Raw genomic sequence first — 25,301 nt, 5'->3', positions numbered from 1 at the left:
CTGAAAGATGCGGCAATAGCCGCATCTTCGGATACATCCAGAGGTCTCACGATGGACTACAGCAGAATGGGCGGCGCCCGCATGGGCAGCAACAAGCCCCGCCACGCGGAACATAACGCCAAGGGCACCAAGAAGAACCCTTTTGGCAAGCAGGCGGACAAGACCGAACTGCTCAAGCGGATGAAAGCTGCGGCTGAAAAGGCCAAAAAAGAAGACTGACCCTACGTCCGGGCCAGTTCTGCCAGGATTTCCTCCGTGTGCTGGCCGCGCCGGGGGATCTCCGGCGGTGTCCATTCCGGCTGGCTGGAAAACCGCGGGGCAGGGGCGGCTTGCAGCACACCGTCTGCCTCCACCCAGGTGCCGCGCGCATTCATTGGATGCGCCATTGCCTCCTCCGGGTTCAGCACCGGGGCCACACAGGCATCTGATCCCTCGAACAGCGCCGCCCAGTGATCGCGCGGCTGGCTGGCAAAGATTCCGGCCAGGCGGCCGGTCAGCGTGGGCCAAAGCGCCTTGTTGAACTGCTGCTGGAACTCGGGATCCTTCGACAGCCCCAGCTTCTCCAGAAACAGCGTATAGAACTTCGGCTCCAGGCATTGCACGGAAACATAGCCGCCATCGGCACAGGCATAGGTGCGGCACCAATGCGGCCCGTCTAGCAGGTTTGCTCCACGTGTGACGCCAAAGTTCCCGGCCTGGCGGATGCTCATCAGCAGGTTCATCATATGGGCTGACCCGTCATAGATCGCGGCATCCACCACGCAGCCCTCGCCGGTGGATTTCGCCTTGAGAAGACCTGCCAGCATGCCCGCCACCAGATACATCGCGCCGCCGCCGATATCGCCGACCAGCGTGGCGGGTGTCAGTGGCGCATCGCCTGGGTTCGAGGCGTACCACAGCGCGCCGGACAGCGAGATGTAATTGAGGTCATGTCCCGCTGCATGGGCCTGCGGGCTGTCCTGGCCCCAGCCCGTCATCCGGCCATAGACCAGGCCCGGGTTCACTGCATGGCACTCTGCCGGACCGAGCTCCAGCCGCTCCATCACGCCAGGACGGAAACCCTCGATCAGCCCATGTGCGTTTTTGGCAAGTTTCAGGAATGTTTTCGCTCCGTCCGGGTCCTTCAGGTCCAGCATTACCGACCGCTTGCCGCGGTCCAGCAGCGAGGTTTCAGGCATTCCCGGTGCACGGGCCGGTGTACGGGCGGTGTACGGCCGGTGCACGCAGATAACCTCTGCCCCGAGGTCCGCCAGTGTCATCGCGGCAAAGGGGCCGGGGCCCAGGCCTTCAACTTCCAGAATGCGGATCCCTTGCAGCATATGGTGCCCCTGTTTGCGGTGTTCGGTTCCGGCCAGTCTGCGGCGGCTCAGGCGTTTCGGGCAAGCTGCTGGCGGAATTTCCGTGGCGGCATTCCGGTACCATTGGCAAAGACCCGGCTGAAATGGGCGGGATCGTTGAAGCCCAGCTCATAAGCGATCTGAGCGGCGGTCAGGTTTGTGTAGATCAGCAGCCGCCGTGCCTCGCGCAGAACGCGGGCCTTGATCAGCGCAGAGGCGGACTGCCCGGTTGCCTGATGGGCAATGCGATTGAGATGGGTGGCGGAAACGGCCAGTTCGCCGGCATAATCCGCAAGCGTGCGGCGCTGGCGGAAATCGCGCTCCACCAGTGCCTCAAAGCGTGCAAATAAGGGGCTGGCCAGCGAATGTGACGCTGCATCCTGATCGTCGGCAATGGCGCGCGCCGCCGCAGCGGTGAGTGAAAGCGCCAGCCCGCGCAGCATCTGGGCGTGGCCAAAGTCCCGGCAGCCGTATTCACGGTAGAGCTGCTCTGCAAGGTTTTGCAATCCGGCAGGCAGCGGCAGCACAGCGGGCAGGTCCAGCCGCGCGCGTAGCCCCTCACTTGGAAACAGGTTCTGATCCAGGAACTCAGAAGCGAGGGTCATGACCCAGCCTGAGGTGCAGGGGCCAAAACTGAAGCCATGCACCACGCCGCGGGGCACATTGACCAGGCAAGGCGGGGCAAGGGAATGGCTGATTCCGTCAATTTCAGCCCTGCCGCCGCCTTCGCTCAGAAGCAAAAGCTGATGCAGCCGCGCGTGACGGTGCGGCCGCAATTCCCAGTCGTGCAGCTCTGAACGGGCTCGGATCGTCTCAATATGCAGCACATCGGCCAGTTCGGCTGTTTCGCCGAACAAGTTGTAGCTATCTATCCGAGGTTTCGGCGTCATGTTCGAAATGTACAGGACATGACGCGCTTGGTCCATTCGCAAGCCTGGGCGGCCATCGCATAATCTTTGGTGCACGAATGCAGAAAGCAAACAGGGGAATGCGCATGTCCACGCATCAGACGCAGGTTGTCATCATTGGCGGCGGGCCTTCGGGGCTGCTGCTGTCGCAGCTCTTGCACTGCAAGGGGATCGGCTCGATCGTGCTGGAAAAGCATACCCGGGAGCATGTGCTGGGCCGCATCCGGGCAGGGGTGCTGGAGCATGGTTTCGTCAACCTCATGCGCGAGGCGGGCTGCGGCGCCCGCATGGACCGCGAGGGGGAGATCCACGAAGGTTTTCTCATCGCCCATCAGGGACAGTTGGACCGCATCGACCTGGCAGGCCGCACCGGCGGCGACACGGTGGTGGTCTACGGCCAGACTGAAGTGACCCGTGACCTGTATGAAGCGCGGGACGCAATGGGCGGCGCGGTCATTCACGAGGCGCAGAATGTGCAGCCGCAGGCCCTGACCGAAGCGCGCCCCTTTGTGACTTGGGAGCAGAATGGAGAGGCGCAGCGGGCAGAGTGCGATTTCATCGTCGGCGCCGACGGGTTCCACGGAGTCAGCCGCAAGTCGATCCCGTCTGATGTGCTGAAGGAATATGAGAAGGTCTACCCCTTTGGCTGGCTGGGGGTACTGTCAGAGACACCGCCAGTGGCCGAAGAGCTGATTTATGCACGGCATGAGCGCGGTTTTGCCCTCTGCTCGCTGCGCAGCCGGGTGCTGAGCCGCTATTACATCCAGGTGCCGCTGACCGACCGCGTGGAGGATTGGAGCGATGCGGCGTTCTGGGAGGAGTTGAAGCGGCGGCTGCCCGCGGACGTGGCGGCGGGCCTGCAGACCGGCCCGTCGATCGAGAAATCAATCGCGCCGCTGCGCAGCTTTGTGGCCGAGCCGATGCGCTATGGCAATCTCCTCCTGGCAGGCGACGCGGCCCATATCGTGCCGCCTACCGGTGCCAAGGGGCTGAACCTGGCGGCGTCAGACATCCACTATCTCTACCACGGTTTCCTGGATCACTACCTGAAGGGTGACAGTACCGGGCTGGACGCCTATTCGGAAAAGGCGCTGGCGCGGGTTTGGAAGGCGGAGCGGTTCAGCTGGTGGATGACCAACCTGCTGCACAGGGCGCCGGAGGGGTCGGAGACCGACCTGAGGCTGCAAAGGGCGGAACTGGATTACCTGTTTTCCTCAGAAGCAGCACAGGTCTCGCTGGCTGAGAACTATGTGGGGCTTCCTTACTGACTGCTGTGGAGGACTCGCTTTATTACTCGAAAGCAGGGGCTCCCGTGCCTTGTCAGTGCATCGAAGATGCCCGGCCAAGCCTTGGGTCTGGCGCCGCGCAGAAGCGCGGCGCGGCAGTGCGCCTTGCGTGCTGCCTGGCCCAACGCGGCTCAAGGTCCGGCGTCAGCCGGCCGCCAGGGCAGGGGCGGGAGCGCCCCAGGCGACCGTCAGCTTCCGGCTGCTTCCGCGCGGAGCCTCAGCTAGATCCAGCAACGCTGCGCCGAAATCTGCAAAGGAGATTTGCGAGTTGCCCTCAGCATCCGTGACCAGCGTGTCAGTTCCAAAGCGGTAGCTGCCGGTCTGCGGCCCTTCTGCCAGCATCGCGGGCGGGCGGAGGCAGGTCCATTGCGCTTCGGTCTCTGCGTCCAGCAGGGCGTCCTGTGCGGCGCAGGCCTCGGCGATTGGGCGGACGCCATCGGGCAGGAAACCCGGTGCAGTCAGCACCGTATGGCCGCTGCCATCTGCCAGCTTCAGCGTCGCGGCGCCGCCGGTCACCAGTGCGGGGATGCCTGCCTGCCGTGCAGCAGCCAGTGCGGTGCGGGTCAACGGTACCAGATCTGCCTCGCGTCCTGCAGACGGGCGCAGGGCGCTGATCACCAGGTCATGCCCCTTGGCAGCTGCGGCCGCAGCGTCAGGGTCTTTCAGCAGATCCAATGCAAACGGTGTGACATTCGGGCTGATGGCGGCCAGCGCCTGCGGCTGGCGCGCCACTGCGGTCACGTGGTGGCCACGGGATACTGCCGCTTTCAAGGCTGCGCTGCCTACGTCGCCGGTGGCACCGAAAAGAATGATTTTCATGACGCTCTCCTGGTTGTCTTGATGTCGAGATATATAGCCATAAATCTTGACGTCAAGATAAAACTGCCCGGCTGGGTGCTTATGGCCGCCGCGGGCTTGGCAGGGCGGGGCAGGGCGGCTAGGTCTGAAGGGAACCGCAACGGAGCGCCAGGGAGGCCCAGCCTATGCAGATGAGTGACCAGAAAGAGATCGCCGCCGATCCGGCAACTGTCTATACAGCGCTGCTGACGCCGGAGGTGCTGCAGGCCTGCGTGCCCGGTGCGCAGGAGGTGACCGGCACGCCGGAAGACGGCTTTGAGGCCACGGTCACCCAGAAGGTCGGGCCGGTCAAAGCCACTTTCAAGGGACAGGTCACGCTGTCGGATCTGATTGAAAACGAAAAACTGACCATCTCCGGCGAAGGCAAAGGCGGCGCGGCTGGATTTGCCAAGGGCGGTGCTGTCGTGACTTTGGCGCCGTCTGAAACCGGCACGCTGTTGTCTTATGACGTTGAAGCTAAGGTCGGCGGCAAGCTGGCGCAGCTGGGCAGCCGGATCATTGACGGCTTTGCCAAAAAGATGGCGGATCAGTTCTTTGCCAATCTTCAGGCGCATCTGGCGCCGGAAGATGAAAACCAGGATGGCGATGCACCGGAAGAGGGTGAGGAAAAGAAGGGCTGGTTCAGCAAGGTGACAGGCCGCGGCTGACCCCTGCGCTGGCGCACAGTTTATTCTGCGGCGTGATCCTGCGGGCAGGGCTGGCAGGCGCGGCAAACCGCCGCTAGGGTGGCCGGGATTTAAGACCATCCCGGAGGCACCATGGCGGCGATCCTGTCTATCCGCGATCTGCGCAAAACATACGATGGCGGTTTCCAGGCGCTGAAAGGCGTTTCTCTGGAAATTGAAGAGGGTGAAATCCTTGCCCTGCTCGGCCCCAATGGTGCGGGCAAGACCACGCTGATTTCAACTATTTGCGGCATTACCACCGCGACCTCCGGGGTTGTCAGTGTGGGCGGGTTCGACAATGTCGGCCAGTTCCGGCAGGCGCGTGCCCTGATCGGTCTGGTGCCGCAGGAGATCACGCTGGAGCCCTTCACCAAGGTTCTGGATACTGTCACGTTTTCCCGAGGCCTGTTCGGCAAGCCTGCCGATACCGTGCTGGTGGAGGAGGTCTTGCGCAAACTGTCGCTGTGGGAGAAGCGGGACAGCCGGATCATGGACCTGTCGGGGGGCATGAAGCGGCGGGTGCTGATTGCCAAGGCGCTGGCGCATGAGCCGCGCATCCTGTTCCTGGATGAGCCGACCGCGGGCGTTGACGTCGAGCTGCGCAAGGACATGTGGGAGATCGTCCGGGAACTGAAGGCGGACGGGGTCACCATCATCCTGACCACCCACTACATCGAGGAAGCCGAAGCGATTGCCGACCGGGTCGGTGTGATCACCGGCGGCGAGCTGCTGCTGGTCGAGGAAAAGGAGCAGTTGATGGCCCGAATGGGGCAGAAACAGCTGGAGGTGCAGCTGACTGCACCGGTCGAGGTTATCCCCGCGGCGCTGGCGCAGCACAATCTGCAGATCGTCAACGGCGGTGATGCCTTGCTTTATACCTATGACACCCGGGCGGAGCGCACCGGTATCACCACGCTTTTGAACGATGTGGCGGAGGCAGGGCTGGTGCTGGCGGATGTGCAGACCCGCGAATCCAGTCTGGAAGATATCTTTGTCGGCCTGGTTTCGGCTGGCGCGGCGTCGGAGGATGCAGCATGAACTGGACAGCAGTAGCCACCATCTACAAGGCGGAAATGGCACGGTTCTGGCGCACTTTTCTGCAAAGCTTTATTTCGCCTGTTCTGTCCACCTCGCTCTATTTCGTGGTGTTCGGCAGCGCCATCGGCAGCCGCATCCAGGAGGTTGACGGGGTCGAATACGGCGCCTTCATCGTGCCGGGGCTGGTGATGCTGTCGGTGATCACGCAGAGCATCTCCAACGCATCTTTCGGGATCTACTTCCCGAAATTCATCGGCAATATCTATGAGATCCTGTCGGCGCCGATCAACTTTCTGGAGGTCGTGGCGGGCTTTGTCGGCGCGGCGGCGACTAAGTCGCTGTTTATCGGCACGGTGATCCTCTGCACGGCCTCGCTGTTTGTGGATCTTTCGGTCCAGCATCCGCTGGCGATGGTGGCGTTTCTTGTGCTGACCTGCCTCAGCTTCTCACTGATGGGGTTCATTATTGGAATCTGGGCCGGGAATTTCGAACAGCTGCAGCTGGTGCCGCTCCTGGTGGTGACACCGCTGGTGTTCCTGGGCGGGTCATTCTACTCGATCTCTATGCTGCCGCCGGTCTGGCAGACGATCACCTTGTTCAACCCTGTAGTCTACCTGGTCTCCGGCTTCCGCTGGGCCTTTTTCGGCCAGGCGGATGTGCCTGTGCTGCTGAGCCTTTGTGCCATTGGAGGGTTTACTCTCGCTTGCGTGGGCGTGATCTGGTGGATCTTCAAAACGGGCTGGCGCATCCGCGCGTGACCCGGCGCTGATGCACGATGTTGCGCCTGCAGCCAGTTCCGAGCGTTAGCACGGTGCTGGCTCCGCGGGAGGCAACAGCTGCAAGCCGCTGACCTTAGTGGCTGGCAAGCAGCCGTGCTATTTGCCGTGCGCAAACCAGCGTTGCAATTATGCCCGCGACTGTGCGGTTTTTGCATTTCACGCCAATTCCCAAGACCGCGCACCTTGTTTCACCCCGGGCGGCCCTCTACATCGGCGCCATGAGATTTCACCTGCCTTTCCTGAAAAGACAGCCGCTGGTGGCAGTGGTTCGCCTCAATGGCGCTATCGGAATGCCCGGGCGCGGCTCCCTGAGCGATGCAGCACTGGCCCCGGTATTGGAGCGTGCCTTCCGCAAGGGCAAGCCCGCCGCCGTGGCGCTGGAGATTAATTCGCCCGGAGGCTCGCCGGTGCAAAGCTCGCTGATCGGCGCCCGCATCCGGCGGCTGTCGGAAGAGCTGGAAGTGCCGGTCTATGCCTTTGTCGAAGATGTTGCCGCCTCTGGCGGCTATTGGCTGGCGGCGGCCGCGGATGAAATCTGGGCCGACGCTAGTTCCGTTCTGGGTTCAGTCGGGGTTATCTCTGCTGGATTTGGGGCGCATGTGCTGCTGGCCCGCCAAGGGGTGGAGCGGCGGGTTTATACCGCGGGTGAGAGCAAATCGATGCTGGACCCGTTCCGCCCGGAAAACCCTGAGGATGTGAAGCGCCTCAAGGTGATCCTGAACGACATCCACGCCAATTTTATCGACCACGTCACCGAGCGCCGCGGCTCCAAGCTGCACAGCGAAGAGAGCCTGTTCACCGGCGAAATCTGGCTGGCGCGCCGGGCCGAGGAACTGGGGCTGATCGACGGCATCGGCCACTTGAAGCCCAAAATGCAGGAACGGTTTGGCGAGAAGGTCCGCTTCCGCCGCTATGGCCTGAAGAAACCGCTGCTGAGCCGCTTTGGCATGCAGGTCGCGCAGGATGCGCTGGCCGGGATCGAGGAGCGTGCCGAATACGCGCGTTTCGGTCTCTGACGTGCTGTTCAAGATCGTTGCAATCTTTCTGGTGGTGATGGCTGTGCTGGCGATGTTCGGCAAGCTGCGGTTTCCCGGCCAGAAGCAAATAAATTCCAGGCGCTGCCCGTCCTGCGGCCGCTTCAAGATCGGCAAGGGGCCGTGCGCCTGTAAGAAGGGGGATCGTGGCAAATGATGCCATGGCTGTATTCGGCGCTTGGTTTGGTCATCCTGCTGCTGGCGGGAGACGCGCTGGTGCGTGGTGCGGTGAACCTCAGCCTGCGGCTGGGGGTTCCTGCGCTGATTGTCAGCCTGACCATCGTCGCCTTCGGCACTTCGGCACCGGAGCTGCTGATCGCCATCAGTGCCGTGCATGAGGGGGCCGATGGCATCGCAATGGGCAATGTGGTGGGCTCCAACACTGCCAATATCCTGCTGGTGCTGGGCATACCGGCCCTCATGCGTGCATTGCACACCAGCGAATGCAGCACACGCAAGAACTATATCTTCATGCTCGGCGCGTCGGTGCTGTTCATCGGCCTGGCCTTTTGCGGCACTTTCACCATCTGGTCCGGCCTGATCTTGCTGGCCGCGCTGTCCGTGGTGCTGGGTATCGCCTTCCGCGAGGCGCGCAACCACCGCCGTAACGGCAAAGGCAATGGCTGCGCCGCTGATGCGGATCTGGAAGAGATCGAGGAAGCCGACCCTGACATGCCCTATTGGCGTGTCTGTATCTACTTGCTGCTGGGATTGATCGGCCTGCCGCTGGGCGCCGACTTGCTGGTGGACAATGCCAGCATCATTGCGCGCACCTACGGCATCAGCGAAACGGTCATCGGCCTGACGCTGGTGGCGGTCGGCACCTCGCTGCCGGAGCTGGCCACCACTGTGATGGCGGCGCTGCGCCGCCAGGCGGATGTGGCGCTGGGTAATGTGATCGGCTCCAACATGTTCAACCTGCTGGCCATCATAGGCATCGCCACCTTTGTTGGCCCGATCAGCGTGGATCCGGAGTTCCTGCAGTTCGATCTGTGGGTGATGCTGGGGGCCTCGCTGCTGCTTATCCCCTTTGTCTTTTTCAAACAGGACATCACCCGGATTTGGGGTGTAATTCTGACTGCGCTTTATCTGGCTTATATGGCCGTCCTGTTTTAACTGTTTCTCTGCATTTTCAGCAGGGAGGCACAGATGCGGGCATTGGTGACCGGAGCGGGCAGGCGGCTGGGGCGTGCCATGGCTTTGGAGCTTGCGGCGCAAGGATACGATGTCGCTATCCACTATGCCTCTTCAGCTGATGAGGCTCAGGATACGGTCAATCATATCCGTGCAAAGGGCTGCCAGGCGGTCGCGTTGCAGGCGGACCTGCTGGAAGAGTACCAAGCCCAGGCGCTGCTGCCGCGGGCAGCGGAAGCGCTGGGCGGTCCGGTTACCTGCCTGATCAACAATGCCTCCGTGTTCGAGCATGACACACTGGCCACGGCCACCCGCGGCAGCTGGGACCGGCATCTGGACAGCAATTTGCGGGCGCCGTTTGTGCTGCTGCAAGCGATGGCGGCGCAGGACATTCCGGTTGACTTGGATGCTACCGGCGAGCCGCGAGCCTGGGGCCTGGCAGTCAATATGATCGACCAGCGGGTGCGCAAGCTGACACCTGAATTCATGAGCTACACCCTGGCCAAATCAGCGCTGTGGACCTTGACGCAGACGGCAGCGCAGGCGCTGGCTCCGCGGATCCGCGTCAACGCCATCGGTCCAGGCCCGACCCTGCAAGGGCCGCGGCAGAGCGCGGAGCAATTCGACCGCCAGCGTAAGGCCACTATTTTGCAGCGCGGCGCGGATGCGGGGGATGTTACCGCGGCTCTTAGCTATTTGCTGCAGGCAAAGGCCGTGACGGGCCAGATGATCTGCGTCGACGGCGGTCAGCACCTGGGTTGGCAGACCCCGGACAGCGACGGTCTTGAGTGACGCAAACGCCGGGAAAACCGTCCCTTTCGCTGCAAGTTTTGCACCGGCTCACCTATCGTCACGGAAGCGTTACAAAAGTGCCTTTCTTTTCAAAACCTTGACAGGTAGCGTGAAAAATTTTGCGTTAAATCAGCACTTTAACAGGGCGCCTAAAATTTAGGCATTTGTCCAAAACCGCTCTGAAATAAGAGAAAAGGCGGGATAGCCCAAAGATATCTCCGCAGTTATCCACAGCTTCCGTGGATTTCCCCGCTCTTGATCCTGGCACGCAAACATTGCAGCCATCGCCGGGGAATCATATGTCTTGGCGCATGACTGACCAGCCTTCCGAAACTGCCCCGGATTCGCCTGTCCGCACCGGCTATGCCGTGATTCAGGATTATGTGAAAACTCTGGACGCATCGCCCGGCGTCTACCGGATGCTGGATGCGGACAGCCGGGTGCTTTATGTCGGCAAGGCGCGCAATTTGAAGGCGCGGGTGTCGAACTACACCCGTCCCGGCAACAGTCCGCGGATCGAGCGGATGATCGCTCTGACTGCCTCGATGATGTTTCTGACCACCCGGACGGAAACCGAGGCGTTGCTGCTGGAACAAAACCTGATCAAGCAGCTGAAGCCCAAGTACAACGTGCTGCTGCGCGACGACAAAAGTTTCCCCAATATCCTGGTGGCCAAGGATCATGCTTTTCCGCAGATCAAGAAGCACCGCGGCGCCCGCAAGCAGAAGGGCAGCTATTTCGGCCCCTTCGCCAGCGCAGGCGCGGTGAACCGGACGCTCAACCAGCTGCAAAAGGCGTTCCTGTTGCGCAACTGCTCGGATTCGATGTTCGAGACCCGCACGCGGCCCTGCCTGCAGTACCAGATCAAGCGCTGCACAGCGCCCTGCACTGGGCTGATCAGCGAGGAGGATTATGCCGCCAGCGTGCGTGACGCCGAACGGTTCCTGTCCGGCCGCTCCACCAAGGTGCAGGAGGAACTGGCCGAGCAGATGATGGCCGCATCCGAGGCCATGGAGTTCGAGCGCGCCGCCGCGCTGCGCGACCGGATCAAGGCGCTGACCCAGGTGCAGACTTCGCAGGGTATCAACCCGCGCGGGGTGGCGGAGGCGGATGTGATCGGCCTGCACATGGATGGCGGCCAGGCCTGCGTGCAGGTCTTCTTCATCCGCGCCAACCAGAACTGGGGCAACCAGGATTTCTACCCGCGGGTGGATGCGGACAACAGCCCGGCAGAGATCTTGGAGGCCTTCCTAGGCCAGTTTTACAGCAACAAGGAGCCGCCGCGGCAGCTGATCCTGTCCGACGGTATCGAAAACGCTGACCTGATGGAGGCTGCGCTGAGCGAGAAGGTAGAGCGCAAGGTCGAGCTGCTGGTGCCCCAGCGCGGCGAAAAGACCGAGCTGGTCGCCTTTGCGGTGCGCAACGCGCGCGAAAGCCTGGCCCGCCGCATGGCCGAGAGCGCGACGCAGGCCAAACTGCTGCGCGGTCTGGCCGAGTCTTTCGGCCTGGACGGCCCGCCGCAGCGGATCGAGGTCTACGACAACTCCCATATCCAGGGCACCAATGCCGTGGGCGGCATGATCGTGATGGGGCCGGAGGGCTTCATGAAAAACGCCTACCGCAAGTTCAATATCAGGGGGGACGACCTGGTGCCGGGCGATGACTTCGGCATGATGAAGGAAGTGCTGAACCGCCGCTTCTCGCGCCTTCTGAAAGAAGACCCGGACCGGGAGAAGGGCTTGTGGCCGGACTTGCTGCTGATCGATGGCGGCGCCGGGCAGGTCTCTGCCGTGGCAGAGATTATGGAGGCCCACGGGGTTCAGGACATCCCCATGGTCGGCGTCGCCAAGGGTGTGGATCGCGACCACGGCAAGGAAGAGTTTTACCGCCCCGGCGAGAGCGCCTTTGCCCTGCAGCGCAATGACCCGGTTCTCTATTTCGTCCAGCGGATGCGGGACGAGGCGCACCGGTTTGCGATTGGCACCCACCGCGCCAAACGCGCCAAGGCGGTCAGTGCCACGCCATTGGATGAGGTCCCTGGTGTCGGCGCCTCGCGCAAGCGGGCGCTGCTGGCGCATTTCGGCAGCGCCAAGGCCGTGAGCCGCGCCAATCTGGCCGACCTCAAGGCCGTGGATGGGATCTCCGAAGCGCTGGCTGAACGGATCTATGACCACTTCCACGCGCAGGGGTAGGCTGCTGATTTTGGGCTGAGAGGCAATCGTGCTAAGTCTGAAGGGCAGCCCTTAACTGCCCGGAGGAATTATGCCTGTCTCCCTGACCGTGAAAAACGTTGTCTATGACACCTATTCGGTGTCCGGAAAAACGCTGCCGGACATTGCCAAGAGCATCAAGAAAAGCGGCCCCAAAGACCCTAACGACAACAAGAAAGTGGCCTTTCTGACCACCACGGAACTGGAATGCCTGACGGCCAAGGGCAAATATGTGGCTGACGGCAAACCTAAGATCGACAAGAAAACCGGCTGGTTCGAGGTGACGGCCAAGGTCTCAGCGCTGAAACTGATCCTGCACACAACGGTCAAATGCCCCAAACGCTCTGTCAGCGGGTTGTCGCCGCGGGCGCTGATCGAATGGTACCGCTTCTATGCTTGCTGCCTGGTGCATGAGGCGGAACATGTGAGCAAGGCCAAGAAGGAATGCGAGAAGATTGCCAAGGAATTGAACAAGCTCAAGGGTACCGGGCTGGCGGATACTGAAGCGGATGCACTGAAGATGGCACAGGAAGACCTGATGCGGGTGATCAACATTCACATATTCGACGACCGCGACCGTCTGAACGAGATGCACCGGAAATTCGACCGGACCAGCCATCACGGCGAAAAGAAGGGGGCGCTGCTGGATACTTCGGTGGGGTGAAGAGGACGCGCTCCTAGTGCAAACTTCGCTCGATGACCTCAACCCGCCGCTGCGCTTCTGTGCCTGTTGCCGCTGAATTTTGGCTAACGCCGCTTTCCACTTGCGAAACAGACGGATAATGTGCGCCGCATGAAGTGGACTCTGCCCAATATCCTCACCCTGCTGCGGCTGGTCGCAGCGCCCGGCCTGGCCGTGATGTTCCTGTATTTCAGCCGCCCCTATGCGGACTGGTTTGCCCTGCTGCTGTTTGTGACTGCGGCGGTGACCGACTGGTTCGACGGCTATCTTGCGCGCGCCTGGAAGCAGGAAACCAAGATGGGCGCGATGCTGGACCCGATTGCTGACAAGGCAATGGTGGTCATCGCACTGATGATCTTGGTGGGGTATTCAGCTGAACATTGGACTCCATGGCTGGTGCTGCCCGCCACTGTGATCCTGTTCCGCGAGGTGTTCGTGTCCGGCCTGCGCGAGTACCTTGGTGCAGCGGCCGGCACGCTGAAAGTGACCAAGCTCGCCAAGTGGAAGACCACGGCCCAAATGATCGCCATTGCCACGCTGTTCTCGCAGGGTATCTTTGAGCACTATCTGGTGATGTCCTCGTTTGGCATGGATCAGGCGCTGATCGAACAGATCATGACCGGCCAGGTCTCTGATGAAATGGGCCTGCGCTGGAAATTCGACGGAATGGTCTGGACTGGCCGTATCGGGCTATGGCTGCTGTGGATTGCCGCGGCCCTGACCGCCATCACCGGGATCGACTATTTGCGCAAGGCGATGCCGCATTTGAAGGAGGCTCATTGATGGATGTCCTGTATTTCGCCTGGGTGCGCGAGCGCATTGGCTTGCCGCGCGAGCGGGTGGAAACCACTGCTGCCACGGTCGCGGACCTGGTCGAAGAACTGCGCGCCCGGGAAGACCGCTACGCCGCCGCTTTTGCCGATCTGTCTGCGCTGCGTGTTGCACTGGACCAGGAACTGTCGGAATTCGACGCCCCGCTTGATGGCGTGCGCGAGGTCGCCTTCTTCCCGCCGATGACTGGGGGCTGAACGATGCGGATTTCCGTGCAGGAAGCCCCGTTTGAACTAGGTGCAGAAAGCGATGCCTTTGCAGCAGGTGTGAACAATGCTGGTGCGTTGGTGACCTTCACAGGTGTGGTACGGGACGCCGATCAGGGCGGTCTCCAGGCGATGGAGATAGAGCATTACCCGGGAATGACCGAGAAGGCGCTGACTGCGATAGCCGAGGAGGCCATGAGCCGCTGGTCGCTGGCTGATGCGCTGGTGATCCACCGCCATGGCCGTCTGGCTCCGGGCGAACGCATCATGATGGTTGCCACCGCGGCGCGGCATCGGAAGGATGCCTTCGAGGCGGCGGAGTATCTGATGGATTACCTGAAGTCCCGTGCGCCATTTTGGAAGAAGGAAATCCTCAGCGGTGGAAGTGCGGACTGGGTCGCGGCCAAAGATGCCGACGAGGATGCGCTCAAGCGCTGGTGAGGCCAGGTCCGGACGGGGCTCCCGCCAAGCGTTCAATCATTAAAAGATGATTTCCGCCTGTTGGGCCGGGCGCCGCGCTTCGCGCGGCGGTTTGCATTTTGCTGAGAAGGCCTGAAGAGGCAGGTTTGCCCCTTCAGATCAAGTTCGAGTGTGATTGAAGGCTGGCGCCTCAAGGACAAGCCGCTTTGCGGGGCCTGCAGCCTCCTTGACCCGCCGGAGTATGAGCCGCCCGCGCCGCGCGACAGCGCGGCGCTTGGCCCAAGTCTGTTCAGATTGTGATGGCGCAGCCAGCGCGGTCTGCAGACGCGGGAGTATCCCGCTGCTTCAAGCTGCTCAGTGCGGGATCTGGCTGCGCAGCTCTTCGGTTTCGCGGCGGGCCTCGCGCAGGCCCTCCATTGCCGCCCGCAGCTCTGCTTCGGTCTGGGTCAGCTGATTGGTCAGCTCCGCCTCGCGCTGCTGCAGATAGGTGATCGCCTGATCGCGGGTTTCCTCCGCCTCATGCAGCTCCTGGCTCATCCGGTCCAGGTCGGCCACGTCGCTCTGACGCACGCGGGTGAAGCGGTGCACCAGCCAGTTGGCGAACCAGCCCATGGCGAAGGCCGCAAACAGGATGATCGCGGTGGTAATGATGAACTCTGTCCTGTTCATTCCTCTGGTGTCTCCTGTGCGCCGTCTGCGCTTTCGGCGGCCGCGCCGCTGTCGTCGTCATTTACTTCAGTCTGCTCCGCCGGGCGGACCAGTTTGAACTCGATGCGGCGGTTGGCCTCGCGGCCTTCCTCGGTGCCGTTGTCGGCAATCGGCTCACTTTCGCCATAGCCCTTGGCCGCGAAAGTCGAAGTCACCACCCGGCGCGCGCGCAGCTCGTTCAGAACCGATTGCGCCCGTGCCTGGCTCAGGTTCTGGTTCATCACTTCGCGGCCCTGGCTGTCGGTATGGCCCTGAATCTCCAGCCGCACCGGGCCGCAGTTGCCCAGCACCTCCGCAATCCGGTCCATAGTGGCGGTGCTTTCGGCGGCAATTGTGGCGGAACCGGGTTCAAAGGCAATTTTCGACTCGGCTTGGGCTCCAGCGAGCTGTGCCTCGCAAAGCTCCGGCGGGATCGGCTGATCCGCAGGCGCAGGTGGTTCCTCATAGGTGATGTCGAGGCCATAAGTCTCTGCCTCGCCCAGTTTGGCGGACAGGAAGCGGGAGATCTCGGCAAGTGCATCCTTGCGGTAGCTCATCCCGCGCAGTTCCAGGTTTTCCGGGGTTACTGTCACTGAGCCGCGCTGCAGATAGGAAAGCGCCTCCAGCCCGGCCAGCACCCGAACCGGCCAATCCGCGGGCAGGTCGGCGACGACACGGGTGGCGGTATGCACATTGGCGGAGCCAAAACGTGCCTTGGCATAGCTGTCGGCCACCGTGCGCAGGGCCGCATCGCTCAGCCGGCCGCGCAGCTGGACCTGGCCCTCGGGGCTGAGGGTTGCGGTGAATTCGGGCGGGCCGGCAGTGGCGCTGGCCTCTGGCACCGGCAGAACTGCGTGCAGGGCAAAGACCCGGGGCAGGGCGCTTTCCAGCTCACCCACCACATGGTCGAATGCGCCGCTGGCAGTGCCTTCCGCGGCAACCAGCGTAATGTCGGCGTTGGCAATGGTGACGGTCCCGCCGCCCAGTTCGGCCAGGCTGGCGATGCTCAGTTCCGACGCGCGGGCCCAATTGGGGGAGGGCACCCCCATGCCGATCACGCAGTCTGCTTCGCCTTCAAGCCCGGCCTTGCGGGCGGCTTCCAGGATGCGATTGCGGCTTTCCTCGCTCTCGGCAGAGCAGGCGTCGAACTGGGCGCCGTCCTTGTCTAGCAGGAACCGCAGGGTAAAGGGCGTGATCACCGGACGCGGCGCCGCAATGTCCATCGCCAGCCGCAGCCCCGGGGGGGCCAGACGGCCAAGCTGCTCTTCCAGCTGATGCTTCGCCTCTTCACTGCCGGATATTGCGGTGATGGAGACCTCGCCGGCTTCAACCGAAATCTTGGCGCGGGGCAGCAGCTTCAGTGCTTCGACGGCGAAATCCAAAGCCTGTTGCCAGCCCTCGGGCTTGGCATATTTGGCTGTTTCCAAGAGGTCGGCCACACTGCCTTCACCGGCGAGAGCGTTCAACTGTTTGACCATCGCAGCACGGCCGGAGCCTGCGGGGATCAGACCGATGATCGAAATGCCGCTGTCGTTACGCAGGATTTCAGCGGAAAACCGGGGTGGCGCCAGACCTTTGGCCGGGGGGATCTTCATGCCGTCGATGATCCGCGCCGCGTCGACGACGCCGCCGACAAGCGAAATCACAGAGAACCGGGTTGCTTCGTCCGGGGCGGTGCCTTCGAGCAGTACCTGCAGCCCGTCGGCCGTAACCTCGGCCCAGGTGTGGCCTGCGGTGTCGAGTGTCTCGCGCACCCCGGTTTCGGTGCTGCGTTCCACCGCGGTGACAGCAAACCCGGCAGCAACAAGGCTCAGCCCTGCGGCAGCAGTGAAGGCCAAGCCTGGGATCAGCAGAGAGGACAAGCGCATATGGCGGCAGTTTCCCTTGGTCAGTTAGTGGCTCTTACCCTGCGCGGGGCCGCGGTTCAATCACACGAACATGGCCAGGGCAAAGAAGATCAGCGGGATCAGGCCGGTATCGCGGTTGAGGCGGAACAGCTGCAGCAGCCGTGCATTGTTTTCCGCGTCAAAGGCACGCAGCTGCCAGGTCATGTGCCAGCCCATTGCCCATGGGGCGGCCAACGCCAGTACCAGCGCCAGAACAGAGGCGCTTTCCAGCATTGCACCGATCACCGCCATCGCCATCAGGCAGACAAAGGCGACGATAAAGCGGCGCAGCCACATCGGAGTTTCCGTGCCGAACAGCCGGGCGGTGGATTTCACTCCGATCAACGCGTCGTCCTCTGTGTCCTGGTGGGCATAAATGGTGTCGTAGAACAGCGTCCAAGCGATGCCTGCGAGATACAGCAGCACCGGCGGCCAGCCCATGCTGCCGGTATGCGCCACCCAGGCCAGCATCGCCCCCCAGTTGAAGGCGAGGCCCAGAAACACCTGCGGCCACCAGGTGAACCGTTTGGCAAAAGGGTAGACTGCCACGGGCAGCAGCGACAGGATGCCCATGGCTATGGCGGCTTGATTGAAGGTCAGCAGGATCATCAGGCCCAAAAGGCACTGCAGACCCATCCAGGCCAGCGCGCCCTTGACCGTGACCTGGCCGGAGGGGATCGGGCGTGACCGGGTGCGCTCCACCTGGCCGTCGAAGTTGCGGTCGGTGATGTCATTCCAGGTGCAGCCCGCCCCGCGCATCAGCCATGCGCCGCCCGCGCAGCCGATGGCAATCCACAAGTCGCTCCAGCGCGGGCTTTGATCCGCCAGGATCGCCAGGGCAAGCCCCCACCAGCAAGGGATCAGCAGCAGCCAGGTGCCGATCGGCCGGTCAGCGCGGCTGAGGCGCAGGTAGGGGCGTGCCCACTCCGGGGCATATGTGTCGACCCAGTTTCCCTTGACCGCATCCGCGACCTGACCCTCTGGTGCTGGTGTCTCGCCTTGCATATGTAGGACCCCATGAGTGCGAAAATCAGACTGTATGTAGAGCACCCTTTGGGGGCAGGGCAATCACTTCCCTTGGATCGTGATCAAGCGCATTACCTGTTCGGAGTGATGCGTCTGACGGCGGGCGCCCATGTGGCGTTGTTTAACGGCAAGGACGGCGAGTGGCTTGCCGAGGTTGCGGAGGCAGGCAAGCGCGGCGGCACGTTGGTTTGCCAGGAGCAGTCCAAGCCCTTGCAGCTGCCGCCGGACCTGTGGCTGATGTTTGCGCCGATCAAGAAAGCGCGCACTGACTTTATCGTTGAAAAGGCCGCTGAGATGGGCGCTGCGCGCATCCTGCCGGTACAGACGGAGTTCACCAATTCCGAGCGCATCCGCCAGGACCGGCTGCAGGCCCATGCTGTAGAGGCGGCAGAGCAATGCGGCGGCACCTATGTGCCGGAGGTGGCGGACCTGCAGAAGCTCTCCCGCCTGCTGGACCATTGGCCAATTGAGCGGCAGCTGATGTTCTGCGATGAGGCTGAAGTAGGCAATGCGCTGCAATTGGCCGCCGAGACGCAGAAGGATGCTCCCTGGGCCATTCTGATCGGCCCCGAAGGCGGATTTTCCGAGACAGAGCGCAAGCGGCTGCACGTGCTGCCGCAATCCCATGTGGTCAGCCTCGGCCCCCGCATCCTGCGCGCCGATACCGCTGCGGTGGCGGCAATGACCCTTTGGCAGCAGGCGCTGGGGGACTGGTAGAAGGAGGCTGCGTGACTCTGGTCACAGACTGGAAACCATTTTCGGTTAACCTTTGAGTGTGCCGCGGCGTCCGCGGCCATTGCATCTGCGGCCCGGGCCCCACAAGTAAGGAGGGCACGGCAGGCTGTACCGGCTGCCAGACGTTTGAATGAGGCGAAACACATGAGTTTCATCCGCCCCGAAGCCCGCGAAACCCTGTGGCAATGGCGCGAAGTCCTTGCCGCCGCGCTGATGTTCCTGCTGGGACTGAAATGGGCGTATTCCGCGGCCGGCTTCACCGCGATCACCGGCTGGGCGCTGGTTGCCACCGGGCTTGTCGCTGCCGTCATCGGCGTCCAGCGGATGCGGTTCCGGCGCGGCAGCGGCGGTCCTGGCGTGGTGCAAGTGGATGAGGGGCAGATTGCCTATTTCGGGCCGCTCAACGGCGGCGCCGTGGCCGCTTCGGAATTGGAGCGTCTGGCGCTGGATCACACCTCCAAACCTCCGCACTGGCTGCTGGAGCAGCCCGGCCAGCCGCCGTTGGCAATCCCGGTGAATGCCGAAGGCTACGAGGCACTGTTTGACGTCTTTGCCGCCCTTCCCGGCCTCAAGACGGAGCGGATGCTGGCGGAGCTGCGCCGCCGCGGCCCTCACCAGGTCGTGATCTGGGAGCGCGCCGCCAGCCGCCCGGAACATCAGCGCCTGCATTGACACTGGCGGCGATTCCGCCCACGACTGACCCTTCAAGACAGATCTAACAGGACGGAGTGCCAGGCATGTCCATTCCCCAGTCCGGCGGCGGGCCGATCGAACGCCACGAGCAGCTTGCCCAGTATCTTGCCGACGGCTGCAAACCCAAGGAAGACTGGCGCATCGGCACCGAGCATGAGAAGTTCGGCTTCTGCAAGGACACGCTAAAGCCGCTGCCCTATGCCGGTGAACGCTCCATCCTGGCGGTGCTGGAAGGCCTGCGCGACGGCCATGGCTGGGCGCCGCTGACCGAAGGCGACAACCTCATCGGCCTGACCAAGGACGGCGCCAACATCAGCCTGGAGCCGGGCGGCCAGCTCGAGCTTTCGGGCGCGCCGCTGGAAACCATCCATGAGACTTGCGATGAGGTGAACGCCCACCTGCGCGACGTCAAGGATATCGCCGACAAGATCGGCGTCGGGTTCATCGGCCTGGGTGCCGCCCCTGTGTGGCGCCATGAAGACATGCCGCTGATGCCCAAGGGGCGCTACAAGCTGATGGACGGCTACATGCAGGAAGTCGGCACCATGGGCACCACCATGATGCGCCGCACCTGCACCGTGCAGGTGAACCTCGACTTCTCGTCCGAGGCCGACATGGTGCAGAAACTCCGGGTGGCGCTGGCGCTGCAGCCGGTGGCCACGGCACTTTTTGCCAACTCCCCGTTCCTGGACGGACAGCCCAACGGCCACAAGTCCTGGCGCGCCCGCGTCTGGCGTTCGCTGGACGCCGACCGCACCGGCATGCTGCCGTTTGTGTTCGAGGAAGGCTTCGGTTTTGAAGCCTGGGTGCAGTATGCACTCGATGTGCCGATGTATTTCGTCTACCGCAACGGCGAGTACATAAATGCGCTGGGAATGTCCTTCCGCGACTTCCTGAAAGGGGAACTGCCCGCGCTGCCGGGTGAAACCCCTACGCTCAGCGATTGGGCCGACCACCTGACCACCATCTTTCCCGAGGCCCGCATTAAGAAATTCATCGAGATGCGCGGCGCCGACGGCGGTCCCTGGCGCCGCCTTTGCGCGCTGCCGGCCTTCTGGGTTGGCCTCACCTATGATCAAACCGCGCTTGATGCCGCCTGGGACCTGGTCAAGGGGTGGGACGCGGAAACCCGCGACGCCCTGCGCGTTGCCGCCTCCGAGCAGGGGCTGCAGGCCAAGGTGAATGGCATCAGCATGCACGAGCTGGCCCGCGAAGTGGTAGCAATCTCCGAAAGCGGCCTCAAGGCCCGCGCCCGCCCCGGCGCAGGCGGGCTGGTGCCGGATGAAACCCACTTTCTGAACGCGCTGAAGGACAGCCTGGAAACCGGCAAGGTGCCCGCGGACGAGCTGCTGGAGCGGTACAACGGCGCTTGGGAAGGTGACCTCAGCCGGATCTACGGTGAGTTTGCCTACTGACAGCCTGCAATCTTGCACCTGCACACCCAGCTTTTCCTCAAAGGAAGGGCTGGGTTTTTCCATTCTGCGGCCCCGGCACAGCCTGCGGCTTTCAGCGGGGTCAGGGCATTGCCTGACCAGAGTTGTTTTGCGGCTTGCCGGCAAAATTGCACACGGATATTCAGCCGCTGTTCATTGAAACAAAGGTTTGAACTATGCGCGATTTTTTCATCTCGGCCTTCGAGAAACTTGTTGGCCTGATTGTCATTCTGATGGTTGTCGGTGTGCTCGGTGGTGCCGCTGCAATTTACTCCGATCCCTTCAAGGGCGGTACCCTTCCCGCCCTTTTGGTGCTGCTGGGCGGGCTGCTCTACGTGATTATGCTGGGCGGAATGCTGTATCTGTTCCTTGGCATCTACCACAACACCAAACGCACCGCTGAGGCCGTGGACCGTCAGGCGCGGAGCTGACACTGCTGTAAAGAAAACCGGCGGCAGGTTGCCCTGCCGCCGGCTGTTTTTCGTGAGTGGCAGCTTCAGGCCTTATTGCGCCTGAAGTTCTTCCGGGGTCTTTTCAGCAATATCGGTCCAGTTAACGCTGGCCTTCTCGATGAAGCCCGGAATATCGCCTTCCCAGCGTTCCTGAATGTCCTGCGACAGGTTCAGGTACAGGGTGTTGTCGACGATCTTCCAGTGGTTCGGATCACCGTCGAACTTGAAGCCCATCGCGGTGCCAAAGGCGCAGTAGCCGCCGTAGGCCGGCACATAGGCTTCGGGATTCTTCTCAAAGGCCGCTTTGTGCTCTTCCGAGGCAAAGCGGTAGGTTGCGTCATTGTAAATGGAAGTGATTTTGTAGCTGCCCTTGGTGGGGGCACCGTCCGTGAAATATGCGACCGGGTCATAGCCCTGCATGGCCAGGCCGGTGGAGGATGCGTTGATCTCAACGCCCGCCGCCAGTGCCGAGGTTGCCATTGCAACCGACAGAGCCACACCGCTGATCAGTGCTTTTACTTTGTTCATGGTCCCGTCCTTTCAAATCCCGGCCGCGGCGTTCCCAAATGCTTGCCCAGCCGGCGTTTCACCATGTGTGCCGCGGTATGCTGCGGGTCACGGCACCGATGTGGAGAGCCGGGCGATCACATTCAAAACAACTCAATTTGACTGTGCGCATGGTGGATGCTCGCTGTGCAACGATGCGCAGAACGGGTGACAGCCTGCCCGGATGCAGGCAGACTGTGGGCAGGAAAACCGGAGGACAGGATGACACGCACATTCCCCACCCGCCGCGCCTTGCTGGCTGGCCTTTTGGCGGCCTCAGCGCTGGCAGGAACAGTCGCAGCTCAAAGTATCAGCGGCAGCTACCGCGCCGAGGGCCGCAACCCCGATGGCAGCACCTATTCCGGTACGGTTCAGATCAACGACAATGGCGGCGTGGTCGAAATGAACTGGCAAGTCGGAGCCCAGGCTTATGCCGGGACCGGCACACGTAACGGCGATGTGGTCTGGGTAGATTGGGGCGATACCTATCCGGTGGTCTACGTGCGGATGCCTAGCGGAGAGCTGCACGGCACCTGGTCGAATGGCCGCGCGCTGGAACGGCTCATTCCTTAGACTGCAAGGACAGGACAAAGCGGATCACCTTCTCCGCCGGCATCTCGCAGGGTTTCAGCCGTGCTCCGGACCTGAGCCGGTAGAGATTGAGGCTGATGTAATCCGTGCCGCCCAGTTCCCGCGCCACCAGCTTCTGTGATTTTCCGTTTGCCAGGTTTTCGCGGCAAACCATGTATCTGCGCCCTTCCGCGGTCCCGGTGAAGGCACCAAGGGGAAGGGCGTCAAAAGCTGCCAGAAACGCCTGCAGCTCCTTTGCTGTCACTTCTGGCCGATACGCGGTTCAGTGCCTGCCCGCAGGCGCGCAATATTGGCGGAGTGCCGGATGAAGACCACCGCGGCCAGCAGCAGTGCAAGCAGCGCAACCACCTGGTATCCCAGCAGTATGGCCCAGACTGCGCCTGAAGCGGCTGAAACCAGCGCCCCCATTGAGGATATCCGGGTCACGGCGGCTGCCGCGAGCCAGGTCAGGCAGCAGGCGATGCCAACCGGCCAGGCCAGCGCCAGCATCAGCCCCAGGAAGGTGGCCACACCTTTGCCGCCCTTGAAGCCCAGCCAGACCGGAAAGCAGTGGCCGAGGAAAGCCATCAGACCTGCCGCCTGCGCCGCATCCTCGCCAGCCAGGGAGCGGGCCAGCAGCACCGCCGCTGCGCCCTTGCCGCCATCCAGGAGGAGTGTCAGTGCCGCGGCGGCCTTGCTGCCGGTGCGCAGCACGTTGGTGGTGCCGATGTTGCCCGATCCGATCTCGCGCAGGTTGCCAAGGCCAAAGACCCTGGTGACAAGCATGCCGAAGGGCACCGAGCCGAGGCCATATCCGATTACCGCCCACAGGATCAGAACCGCCGCTGAACTTTCCAGTACTGGCATCAGTCTCTCCGGTAGACGGGCTGGCCCGCAACATATGTCGCTTCGACCCGGCCCTGCATCCGCTGGCCGTCATAAGGCGTGTTCTGCGATTTCGAGCGCAGCTTGAAGCGATCCAGCACAAACGGAACGTCCGCATTAAACAGCACCAGATCGGCAGGCGCACCTGCCGCCAGGCGGCCGCTGTCCAACCCCAGCCGCCGGGCTGGGTTCAGCGACATCGCACGGAACAGGGCTGGCAGGTCCAGAAGCTCGGCGTGATACAGCCGCAGCGCTGCAGGCAGCAGCGTTTCCAGCGCCACCGCGCCGGCCGCAGCTTCCTCAAACGGCAGGCGCTTGCTTTCCTCATCCTGCGGCGTGTGCATGGAGGAGATGATGTCGATCAGCCCGGTCCGCACCGCCTCAACCACTGCCAGCCGGTCATCCTCGGAACGCAACGGCGGCTTCACCTTGAAGAAACTGCGGTAGCCTGCCACGTCCAGCTCATTGAGCGTCAAGTGATGGATCGAGGTACCTGCAGTGATGTCCAGCCCATTGGCCTTGGCGCGCTCCAGCGCGGGCAGGGCGCGCGCGGTGGTGATCTGGTCGGCGTGGTATTTCGCACCGGTCATTTCCAAGAGCGCAATATCGCGGTCCAGCCCCATCCGTTCCGCCATCGGGGAAACAGCCGGCAGTCCGTAGAGCGCTGCGAACTTGCCGCTGGTGGCGGCAGCGCCCTTGCTCAGAACCGGTTCTTGCGGGTGGGCGATGACCAGCGCGCCGCAGGACCGCGCATAGGTCAACGCCCGCTGGAACACCTTGGTGTTGCTGACCACATGGTCGCAGTCCGAAAACGCCACCGCGCCGGCATCCATCAGAAAGCCGATCTCGGTCATTTCGCGGCCTTCGCGTCCCTTGGTCAGTGCCGCCATTGGCAACACGTTAACCGGCGCATCTGCCTGGGCGCGCCGGGTGACAAACTCCAGCGTCTCCGGGCTGTCAATCGCGGGTGTGGTATCGGGACGGGTGACGATGGTTGTGACACCGCCCGCCGCCGCTGCCAGTCCTGCGGATTTGTAGCTTTCCTTATGACGCTCGCCCGGCTCGCAGACCTTGACGCCAATGTCGACAATGCCCGGCGCCAGGCATTTGCCGCCGCAATTCACCTCGGTCACATCTTCCGGCGTGAGGCCATGCGCGCGCAGCATCCGGGCGGAATCGGCAGCATCCTTTTCAACCGCTGCGATCCGCCCGTCCCGCACGAGAACCGCGCCCGGCGTGTCGGTGCCTGCCTCGGGATCGATCAGGCGGGCGTTGATAAAGAGAGTGCTCATGCCTTGGCTCTTTCGATTGCGTTTTGGGTCGCGGCCGGGTCGGCCTGGTATTTGATCAGGTGCTTGTCGCCGCCTTTGGTGACGACCTGCACATAGCTGCCCATGGTTTTGACAGCTTCGATTTGGGAGACCGGCACCGAACGCCCTGCCGGGCCGGAGAGGGTCTCTTGCGTCAGTGTCCAGACCACCGCCAGTTCCTCGCTGGCCATGTACCAGCCGCGCAAGGCAATGGCGGCCAGCCCTCCCACGGCGCCGGTCCAGATGTGGGCGCTGTCCAAGAACCACAGGACCGCCATAGCGCCGCCCATGCCAATTGCCGCCATCCAAGCGTGCGCGCGGATGTAGGCGCCGCGGTCGGGTTTGAATTCTATCGCCGTCATCAGAACACCATGGCCCATACAGCCAAGGCAATCAGGACCATGACAATGGCAAACAGGGCGGCGCCTATGCGGCGGGCTTGGCTGCGGGCCTCTCGCGGGGAAAGCTTGGGCGCGGAATAGGGCTTGGCGCTTTCCGACGTGGCCGGGGCTGCGCTCCAATTGGTCTGCCGCTCGCCATAGGTGCCCTTAAGCACGATTTGTTCTGCCGGGGTCAGCCGCGTCTCTTCACCGCCGAAGGCGCGGGAGCGGACAAGCAGAACGTGGCCGTCCAGCGCCTGCAGCATCTCGCGGTCCTCCTCGACCTGCGCGCGCGGCACGCCGCAGCCTTCGATAAGGTAACCGGCCAGACCAATTTCCTCCAGGTCTGAAACCGGGAAGATTTCCACCTGCTCCATGTCCAGAGTTTTGATGCCCAGCACCTGCGCCAGCGCGCCGGGTTCCTTCAGGAAGGCCGCTTGTTCGGGCCGCATGTCCAGGGCAAACAGCCGGATTACGCCGCGCTCACCCGCCGGGATTTGGATCACACCGCTCATCCC

Annotated in this window: 31 protein-coding genes; 19 read left to right on the top strand and 12 right to left on the bottom strand. The window is 62.7% G+C overall.

Going from position 1 to position 25,301, the window contains the following annotated elements:
• Window positions 1-51: 51 nt before the first annotated feature.
• A complete protein-coding gene (locus tag RA21_RS22880; RefSeq protein ID WP_019297169.1) occupies window positions 52-219 on the top strand; it encodes a hypothetical protein in 168 nt (55 codons plus the stop codon).
• Between the two features lie 2 nt (window positions 220-221).
• Here the strand turns inward: RA21_RS22880 and RA21_RS12705 are convergent, their stop codons facing one another.
• Both RA21_RS12705 and RA21_RS12700 read right to left on the bottom strand, forming a co-directional pair.
• On the bottom strand, window positions 222-1,319 hold the full coding sequence (locus RA21_RS12705) for a CaiB/BaiF CoA transferase family protein (protein ID WP_039149416.1): 1,098 nt from the start codon (window positions 1,317-1,319) through the stop codon (window positions 222-224).
• A 47-nt stretch (window positions 1,320-1,366) separates the two neighbouring features.
• Entirely contained in the window at window positions 1,367-2,227 is an 861-nt protein-coding gene (locus RA21_RS12700) for a helix-turn-helix domain-containing protein (RefSeq protein ID WP_036762374.1), read from the bottom strand.
• Between the two features lie 104 nt (window positions 2,228-2,331).
• On the opposite strand from RA21_RS12700, the gene pobA reads away from it, so the two are divergent.
• On the top strand, window positions 2,332-3,513 hold the full coding sequence (pobA, locus tag RA21_RS12695) for a 4-hydroxybenzoate 3-monooxygenase (RefSeq protein ID WP_052257652.1): 1,182 nt from the start codon (window positions 2,332-2,334) through the stop codon (window positions 3,511-3,513).
• A gap of 162 nt (window positions 3,514-3,675) precedes the next feature.
• On the opposite strand, the gene RA21_RS12690 is transcribed toward pobA, so the two are convergent.
• On the bottom strand, window positions 3,676-4,350 hold the full coding sequence (locus RA21_RS12690; protein WP_019297165.1) for an NAD(P)-dependent oxidoreductase: 675 nt from the start codon (window positions 4,348-4,350) through the stop codon (window positions 3,676-3,678).
• A gap of 164 nt (window positions 4,351-4,514) precedes the next feature.
• Between RA21_RS12690 and RA21_RS12685 the strand changes: the two genes are divergently transcribed.
• From RA21_RS12685 to RA21_RS12630, 12 genes are all read left to right on the top strand, one after another.
• Window positions 4,515-5,036: a CoxG family protein gene (locus tag RA21_RS12685; RefSeq protein ID WP_019297164.1), complete on the top strand. Its 522-nt coding sequence runs from the start codon at window positions 4,515-4,517 to the stop codon at window positions 5,034-5,036.
• A 111-nt stretch (window positions 5,037-5,147) separates the two neighbouring features.
• Complete coding sequence (locus tag RA21_RS12680) at window positions 5,148-6,092, top strand: ABC transporter ATP-binding protein (protein ID WP_039149412.1); 945 nt, start codon at window positions 5,148-5,150, stop codon at window positions 6,090-6,092.
• Window positions 6,089-6,850 carry an ABC transporter permease gene (locus RA21_RS12675; protein WP_019297162.1) on the top strand — a complete coding sequence of 254 codons (762 nt, stop codon included), beginning with the start codon at window positions 6,089-6,091 and terminating at the stop codon, window positions 6,848-6,850. Before RA21_RS12680 ends, RA21_RS12675 begins: the two co-directional genes overlap by 4 nt.
• Window positions 6,851-7,089: 239 nt before the next feature.
• Window positions 7,090-7,887, top strand: coding sequence for a S49 family peptidase (locus tag RA21_RS12670; RefSeq protein ID WP_029204905.1), 798 nt, complete (start codon window positions 7,090-7,092; stop codon window positions 7,885-7,887).
• Window positions 7,859-8,062 (top strand): hypothetical protein, encoded by a 204-nt coding sequence (locus tag RA21_RS22640; RefSeq protein WP_152610542.1) that lies wholly within the window; start codon window positions 7,859-7,861, stop codon window positions 8,060-8,062. The genes RA21_RS12670 and RA21_RS22640 overlap by 29 nt, the downstream gene beginning before the upstream one ends.
• Window positions 8,059-9,021 carry a calcium/sodium antiporter gene (locus RA21_RS12660; protein WP_019297159.1) on the top strand — a complete coding sequence of 321 codons (963 nt, stop codon included), beginning with the start codon at window positions 8,059-8,061 and terminating at the stop codon, window positions 9,019-9,021. Before RA21_RS22640 ends, RA21_RS12660 begins: the two co-directional genes overlap by 4 nt.
• Window positions 9,022-9,054: 33 nt before the next feature.
• Window positions 9,055-9,831 carry an SDR family oxidoreductase gene (locus tag RA21_RS12655; protein ID WP_039149410.1) on the top strand — a complete coding sequence of 259 codons (777 nt, stop codon included), beginning with the start codon at window positions 9,055-9,057 and terminating at the stop codon, window positions 9,829-9,831.
• A gap of 299 nt (window positions 9,832-10,130) precedes the next feature.
• On the top strand, window positions 10,131-12,023 hold the full coding sequence (gene uvrC / locus RA21_RS12650) for an excinuclease ABC subunit UvrC (RefSeq protein WP_193748070.1): 1,893 nt from the start codon (window positions 10,131-10,133) through the stop codon (window positions 12,021-12,023).
• 70 nt (window positions 12,024-12,093) lie between these two features.
• Window positions 12,094-12,705: a DUF922 domain-containing protein gene (locus RA21_RS12645; RefSeq protein ID WP_039149406.1), complete on the top strand. Its 612-nt coding sequence runs from the start codon at window positions 12,094-12,096 to the stop codon at window positions 12,703-12,705.
• A gap of 129 nt (window positions 12,706-12,834) precedes the next feature.
• A complete protein-coding gene (gene pgsA, locus RA21_RS12640) occupies window positions 12,835-13,506 on the top strand; it encodes a CDP-diacylglycerol--glycerol-3-phosphate 3-phosphatidyltransferase (RefSeq protein WP_019297155.1) in 672 nt (223 codons plus the stop codon).
• Window positions 13,506-13,751: a molybdopterin converting factor subunit 1 gene (gene moaD / locus RA21_RS12635; protein ID WP_019297154.1), complete on the top strand. Its 246-nt coding sequence runs from the start codon at window positions 13,506-13,508 to the stop codon at window positions 13,749-13,751. The genes pgsA and moaD overlap by 1 nt, the downstream gene beginning before the upstream one ends.
• Before the next feature lie 3 nt (window positions 13,752-13,754).
• Window positions 13,755-14,201, top strand: coding sequence for a molybdenum cofactor biosynthesis protein MoaE (locus RA21_RS12630; protein WP_039149403.1), 447 nt, complete (start codon window positions 13,755-13,757; stop codon window positions 14,199-14,201).
• Between the two features lie 333 nt (window positions 14,202-14,534).
• Here the strand turns inward: RA21_RS12630 and RA21_RS12625 are convergent, their stop codons facing one another.
• From RA21_RS12625 to ubiA, 3 genes are read right to left on the bottom strand one after another with little or no spacing between them, the layout of a single operon-like run.
• Window positions 14,535-14,849, bottom strand: coding sequence for a hypothetical protein (locus RA21_RS12625; RefSeq protein ID WP_019297152.1), 315 nt, complete (start codon window positions 14,847-14,849; stop codon window positions 14,535-14,537).
• On the bottom strand, window positions 14,846-16,735 hold the full coding sequence (locus RA21_RS12620) for an OmpA family protein (protein WP_039149401.1): 1,890 nt from the start codon (window positions 16,733-16,735) through the stop codon (window positions 14,846-14,848). The genes RA21_RS12625 and RA21_RS12620 overlap by 4 nt, the downstream gene beginning before the upstream one ends.
• 60 nt (window positions 16,736-16,795) lie before the next feature.
• On the bottom strand, window positions 16,796-17,758 hold the full coding sequence (ubiA, locus tag RA21_RS12615) for a 4-hydroxybenzoate octaprenyltransferase (protein WP_019297150.1): 963 nt from the start codon (window positions 17,756-17,758) through the stop codon (window positions 16,796-16,798).
• A 12-nt stretch (window positions 17,759-17,770) separates the two neighbouring features.
• Between ubiA and RA21_RS12610 the strand changes: the two genes are divergently transcribed.
• The 4 genes from RA21_RS12610 to RA21_RS12595 all read left to right on the top strand — a co-directional run bounded on the left by RA21_RS12610 (window position 17,771) and on the right by RA21_RS12595 (window position 21,071).
• The gene (locus tag RA21_RS12610) at window positions 17,771-18,496 is read left to right on the top strand and encodes a 16S rRNA (uracil(1498)-N(3))-methyltransferase (RefSeq protein WP_039149397.1); all 726 of its coding nucleotides are present in this window, start codon (window positions 17,771-17,773) and stop codon (window positions 18,494-18,496) included.
• A gap of 162 nt (window positions 18,497-18,658) precedes the next feature.
• Window positions 18,659-19,186, top strand: coding sequence for a hypothetical protein (locus RA21_RS12605; RefSeq protein ID WP_019297148.1), 528 nt, complete (start codon window positions 18,659-18,661; stop codon window positions 19,184-19,186).
• A gap of 65 nt (window positions 19,187-19,251) precedes the next feature.
• A complete protein-coding gene (locus RA21_RS12600; protein WP_039149394.1) occupies window positions 19,252-20,622 on the top strand; it encodes a glutamate--cysteine ligase in 1,371 nt (456 codons plus the stop codon).
• A 194-nt stretch (window positions 20,623-20,816) separates the two neighbouring features.
• Window positions 20,817-21,071, top strand: coding sequence for a hypothetical protein (locus tag RA21_RS12595; protein ID WP_019297146.1), 255 nt, complete (start codon window positions 20,817-20,819; stop codon window positions 21,069-21,071).
• A 72-nt stretch (window positions 21,072-21,143) separates the two neighbouring features.
• Here the strand turns inward: RA21_RS12595 and RA21_RS12590 are convergent, their stop codons facing one another.
• On the bottom strand, window positions 21,144-21,620 hold the full coding sequence (locus RA21_RS12590) for a YHS domain-containing (seleno)protein (protein ID WP_039149391.1): 477 nt from the start codon (window positions 21,618-21,620) through the stop codon (window positions 21,144-21,146).
• Window positions 21,621-21,860: 240 nt separating this feature from the next.
• Between RA21_RS12590 and lfb1 the strand changes: the two genes are divergently transcribed.
• Window positions 21,861-22,211, top strand: coding sequence for an LIC10280 family protein (gene lfb1, locus RA21_RS12585; protein WP_039149388.1), 351 nt, complete (start codon window positions 21,861-21,863; stop codon window positions 22,209-22,211).
• Here the strand turns inward: lfb1 and RA21_RS12580 are convergent.
• Genes RA21_RS12580 through RA21_RS12560 form a run of 5 tightly spaced genes read right to left on the bottom strand, consistent with a single transcriptional unit; the run spans window position 22,201 to window position 25,298 of the window.
• Window positions 22,201-22,473, bottom strand: a complete 273-nt coding sequence (locus tag RA21_RS12580) for a hypothetical protein (RefSeq protein ID WP_039149385.1) — start codon at window positions 22,471-22,473, stop codon at window positions 22,201-22,203. The two genes, lfb1 and RA21_RS12580, sit on opposite strands and share 11 nt — an antisense overlap.
• A complete protein-coding gene (gene plsY, locus RA21_RS12575) occupies window positions 22,470-23,075 on the bottom strand; it encodes a glycerol-3-phosphate 1-O-acyltransferase PlsY (protein WP_019297142.1) in 606 nt (201 codons plus the stop codon). The genes RA21_RS12580 and plsY overlap by 4 nt, the downstream gene beginning before the upstream one ends.
• Window positions 23,075-24,385: a dihydroorotase gene (gene pyrC / locus RA21_RS12570; protein WP_039149383.1), complete on the bottom strand. Its 1,311-nt coding sequence runs from the start codon at window positions 24,383-24,385 to the stop codon at window positions 23,075-23,077. Before pyrC ends, plsY begins: the two co-directional genes overlap by 1 nt.
• Complete coding sequence (locus tag RA21_RS12565; protein WP_029204904.1) at window positions 24,382-24,765, bottom strand: hypothetical protein; 384 nt, start codon at window positions 24,763-24,765, stop codon at window positions 24,382-24,384. Before RA21_RS12565 ends, pyrC begins: the two co-directional genes overlap by 4 nt.
• Window positions 24,765-25,298: a hypothetical protein gene (locus tag RA21_RS12560; protein ID WP_039149380.1), complete on the bottom strand. Its 534-nt coding sequence runs from the start codon at window positions 25,296-25,298 to the stop codon at window positions 24,765-24,767. The genes RA21_RS12565 and RA21_RS12560 overlap by 1 nt, the downstream gene beginning before the upstream one ends.
• Between the last annotated feature and the right edge of the window lie 3 nt (window positions 25,299-25,301).

The sequence above is a fragment of the Leisingera sp. ANG-DT genome, assembly GCF_000813785.1.
GTDB lineage: Bacteria > Pseudomonadota > Alphaproteobacteria > Rhodobacterales > Rhodobacteraceae > Leisingera.
The sequence above is the reverse complement of the archived record's forward strand: the minus strand, read 5'-3'. Positions and strand labels throughout refer to the sequence as shown.

Excerpts from the sequence above, each read along its gene's own strand:
- RA21_RS22880 (WP_019297169.1), top strand. The coding sequence starts at position 52 with ATGGACTACAGCAGAATGGGCGGCGCCCGCATGGGCAGCAACAAGCCC.
- RA21_RS12705 (WP_039149416.1), bottom strand. The coding sequence starts at position 1,319 with ATGCTGCAAGGGATCCGCATTCTGGAAGTTGAAGGCCTGGGCCCCGGC.
- RA21_RS12700 (WP_036762374.1), bottom strand. The coding sequence starts at position 2,227 with ATGACGCCGAAACCTCGGATAGATAGCTACAACTTGTTCGGCGAAACA.
- pobA (WP_052257652.1), top strand. The coding sequence starts at position 2,332 with ATGTCCACGCATCAGACGCAGGTTGTCATCATTGGCGGCGGGCCTTCG.
- RA21_RS12690 (WP_019297165.1), bottom strand. The coding sequence starts at position 4,350 with ATGAAAATCATTCTTTTCGGTGCCACCGGCGACGTAGGCAGCGCAGCC.
- RA21_RS12685 (WP_019297164.1), top strand. The coding sequence starts at position 4,515 with ATGCAGATGAGTGACCAGAAAGAGATCGCCGCCGATCCGGCAACTGTC.
- RA21_RS12680 (WP_039149412.1), top strand. The coding sequence starts at position 5,148 with ATGGCGGCGATCCTGTCTATCCGCGATCTGCGCAAAACATACGATGGC.
- RA21_RS12675 (WP_019297162.1), top strand. The coding sequence starts at position 6,089 with ATGAACTGGACAGCAGTAGCCACCATCTACAAGGCGGAAATGGCACGG.
- RA21_RS12670 (WP_029204905.1), top strand. The coding sequence starts at position 7,090 with ATGAGATTTCACCTGCCTTTCCTGAAAAGACAGCCGCTGGTGGCAGTG.
- RA21_RS12660 (WP_019297159.1), top strand. The coding sequence starts at position 8,059 with ATGATGCCATGGCTGTATTCGGCGCTTGGTTTGGTCATCCTGCTGCTG.
- RA21_RS12655 (WP_039149410.1), top strand. The coding sequence starts at position 9,055 with ATGCGGGCATTGGTGACCGGAGCGGGCAGGCGGCTGGGGCGTGCCATG.
- uvrC (WP_193748070.1), top strand. The coding sequence starts at position 10,131 with ATGTCTTGGCGCATGACTGACCAGCCTTCCGAAACTGCCCCGGATTCG.
- RA21_RS12645 (WP_039149406.1), top strand. The coding sequence starts at position 12,094 with ATGCCTGTCTCCCTGACCGTGAAAAACGTTGTCTATGACACCTATTCG.
- pgsA (WP_019297155.1), top strand. The coding sequence starts at position 12,835 with ATGAAGTGGACTCTGCCCAATATCCTCACCCTGCTGCGGCTGGTCGCA.
- moaD (WP_019297154.1), top strand. The coding sequence starts at position 13,506 with ATGGATGTCCTGTATTTCGCCTGGGTGCGCGAGCGCATTGGCTTGCCG.
- RA21_RS12630 (WP_039149403.1), top strand. The coding sequence starts at position 13,755 with ATGCGGATTTCCGTGCAGGAAGCCCCGTTTGAACTAGGTGCAGAAAGC.
- RA21_RS12625 (WP_019297152.1), bottom strand. The coding sequence starts at position 14,849 with ATGAACAGGACAGAGTTCATCATTACCACCGCGATCATCCTGTTTGCG.
- RA21_RS12620 (WP_039149401.1), bottom strand. The coding sequence starts at position 16,735 with ATGCGCTTGTCCTCTCTGCTGATCCCAGGCTTGGCCTTCACTGCTGCC.
- ubiA (WP_019297150.1), bottom strand. The coding sequence starts at position 17,758 with ATGCAAGGCGAGACACCAGCACCAGAGGGTCAGGTCGCGGATGCGGTC.
- RA21_RS12610 (WP_039149397.1), top strand. The coding sequence starts at position 17,771 with ATGAGTGCGAAAATCAGACTGTATGTAGAGCACCCTTTGGGGGCAGGG.
- RA21_RS12605 (WP_019297148.1), top strand. The coding sequence starts at position 18,659 with ATGAGTTTCATCCGCCCCGAAGCCCGCGAAACCCTGTGGCAATGGCGC.
- RA21_RS12600 (WP_039149394.1), top strand. The coding sequence starts at position 19,252 with ATGTCCATTCCCCAGTCCGGCGGCGGGCCGATCGAACGCCACGAGCAG.
- RA21_RS12595 (WP_019297146.1), top strand. The coding sequence starts at position 20,817 with ATGCGCGATTTTTTCATCTCGGCCTTCGAGAAACTTGTTGGCCTGATT.
- RA21_RS12590 (WP_039149391.1), bottom strand. The coding sequence starts at position 21,620 with ATGAACAAAGTAAAAGCACTGATCAGCGGTGTGGCTCTGTCGGTTGCA.
- lfb1 (WP_039149388.1), top strand. The coding sequence starts at position 21,861 with ATGACACGCACATTCCCCACCCGCCGCGCCTTGCTGGCTGGCCTTTTG.
- plsY (WP_019297142.1), bottom strand. The coding sequence starts at position 23,075 with ATGCCAGTACTGGAAAGTTCAGCGGCGGTTCTGATCCTGTGGGCGGTA.
- pyrC (WP_039149383.1), bottom strand. The coding sequence starts at position 24,385 with ATGAGCACTCTCTTTATCAACGCCCGCCTGATCGATCCCGAGGCAGGC.
- RA21_RS12565 (WP_029204904.1), bottom strand. The coding sequence starts at position 24,765 with ATGACGGCGATAGAATTCAAACCCGACCGCGGCGCCTACATCCGCGCG.
- RA21_RS12560 (WP_039149380.1), bottom strand. The coding sequence starts at position 25,298 with ATGAGCGGTGTGATCCAAATCCCGGCGGGTGAGCGCGGCGTAATCCGG.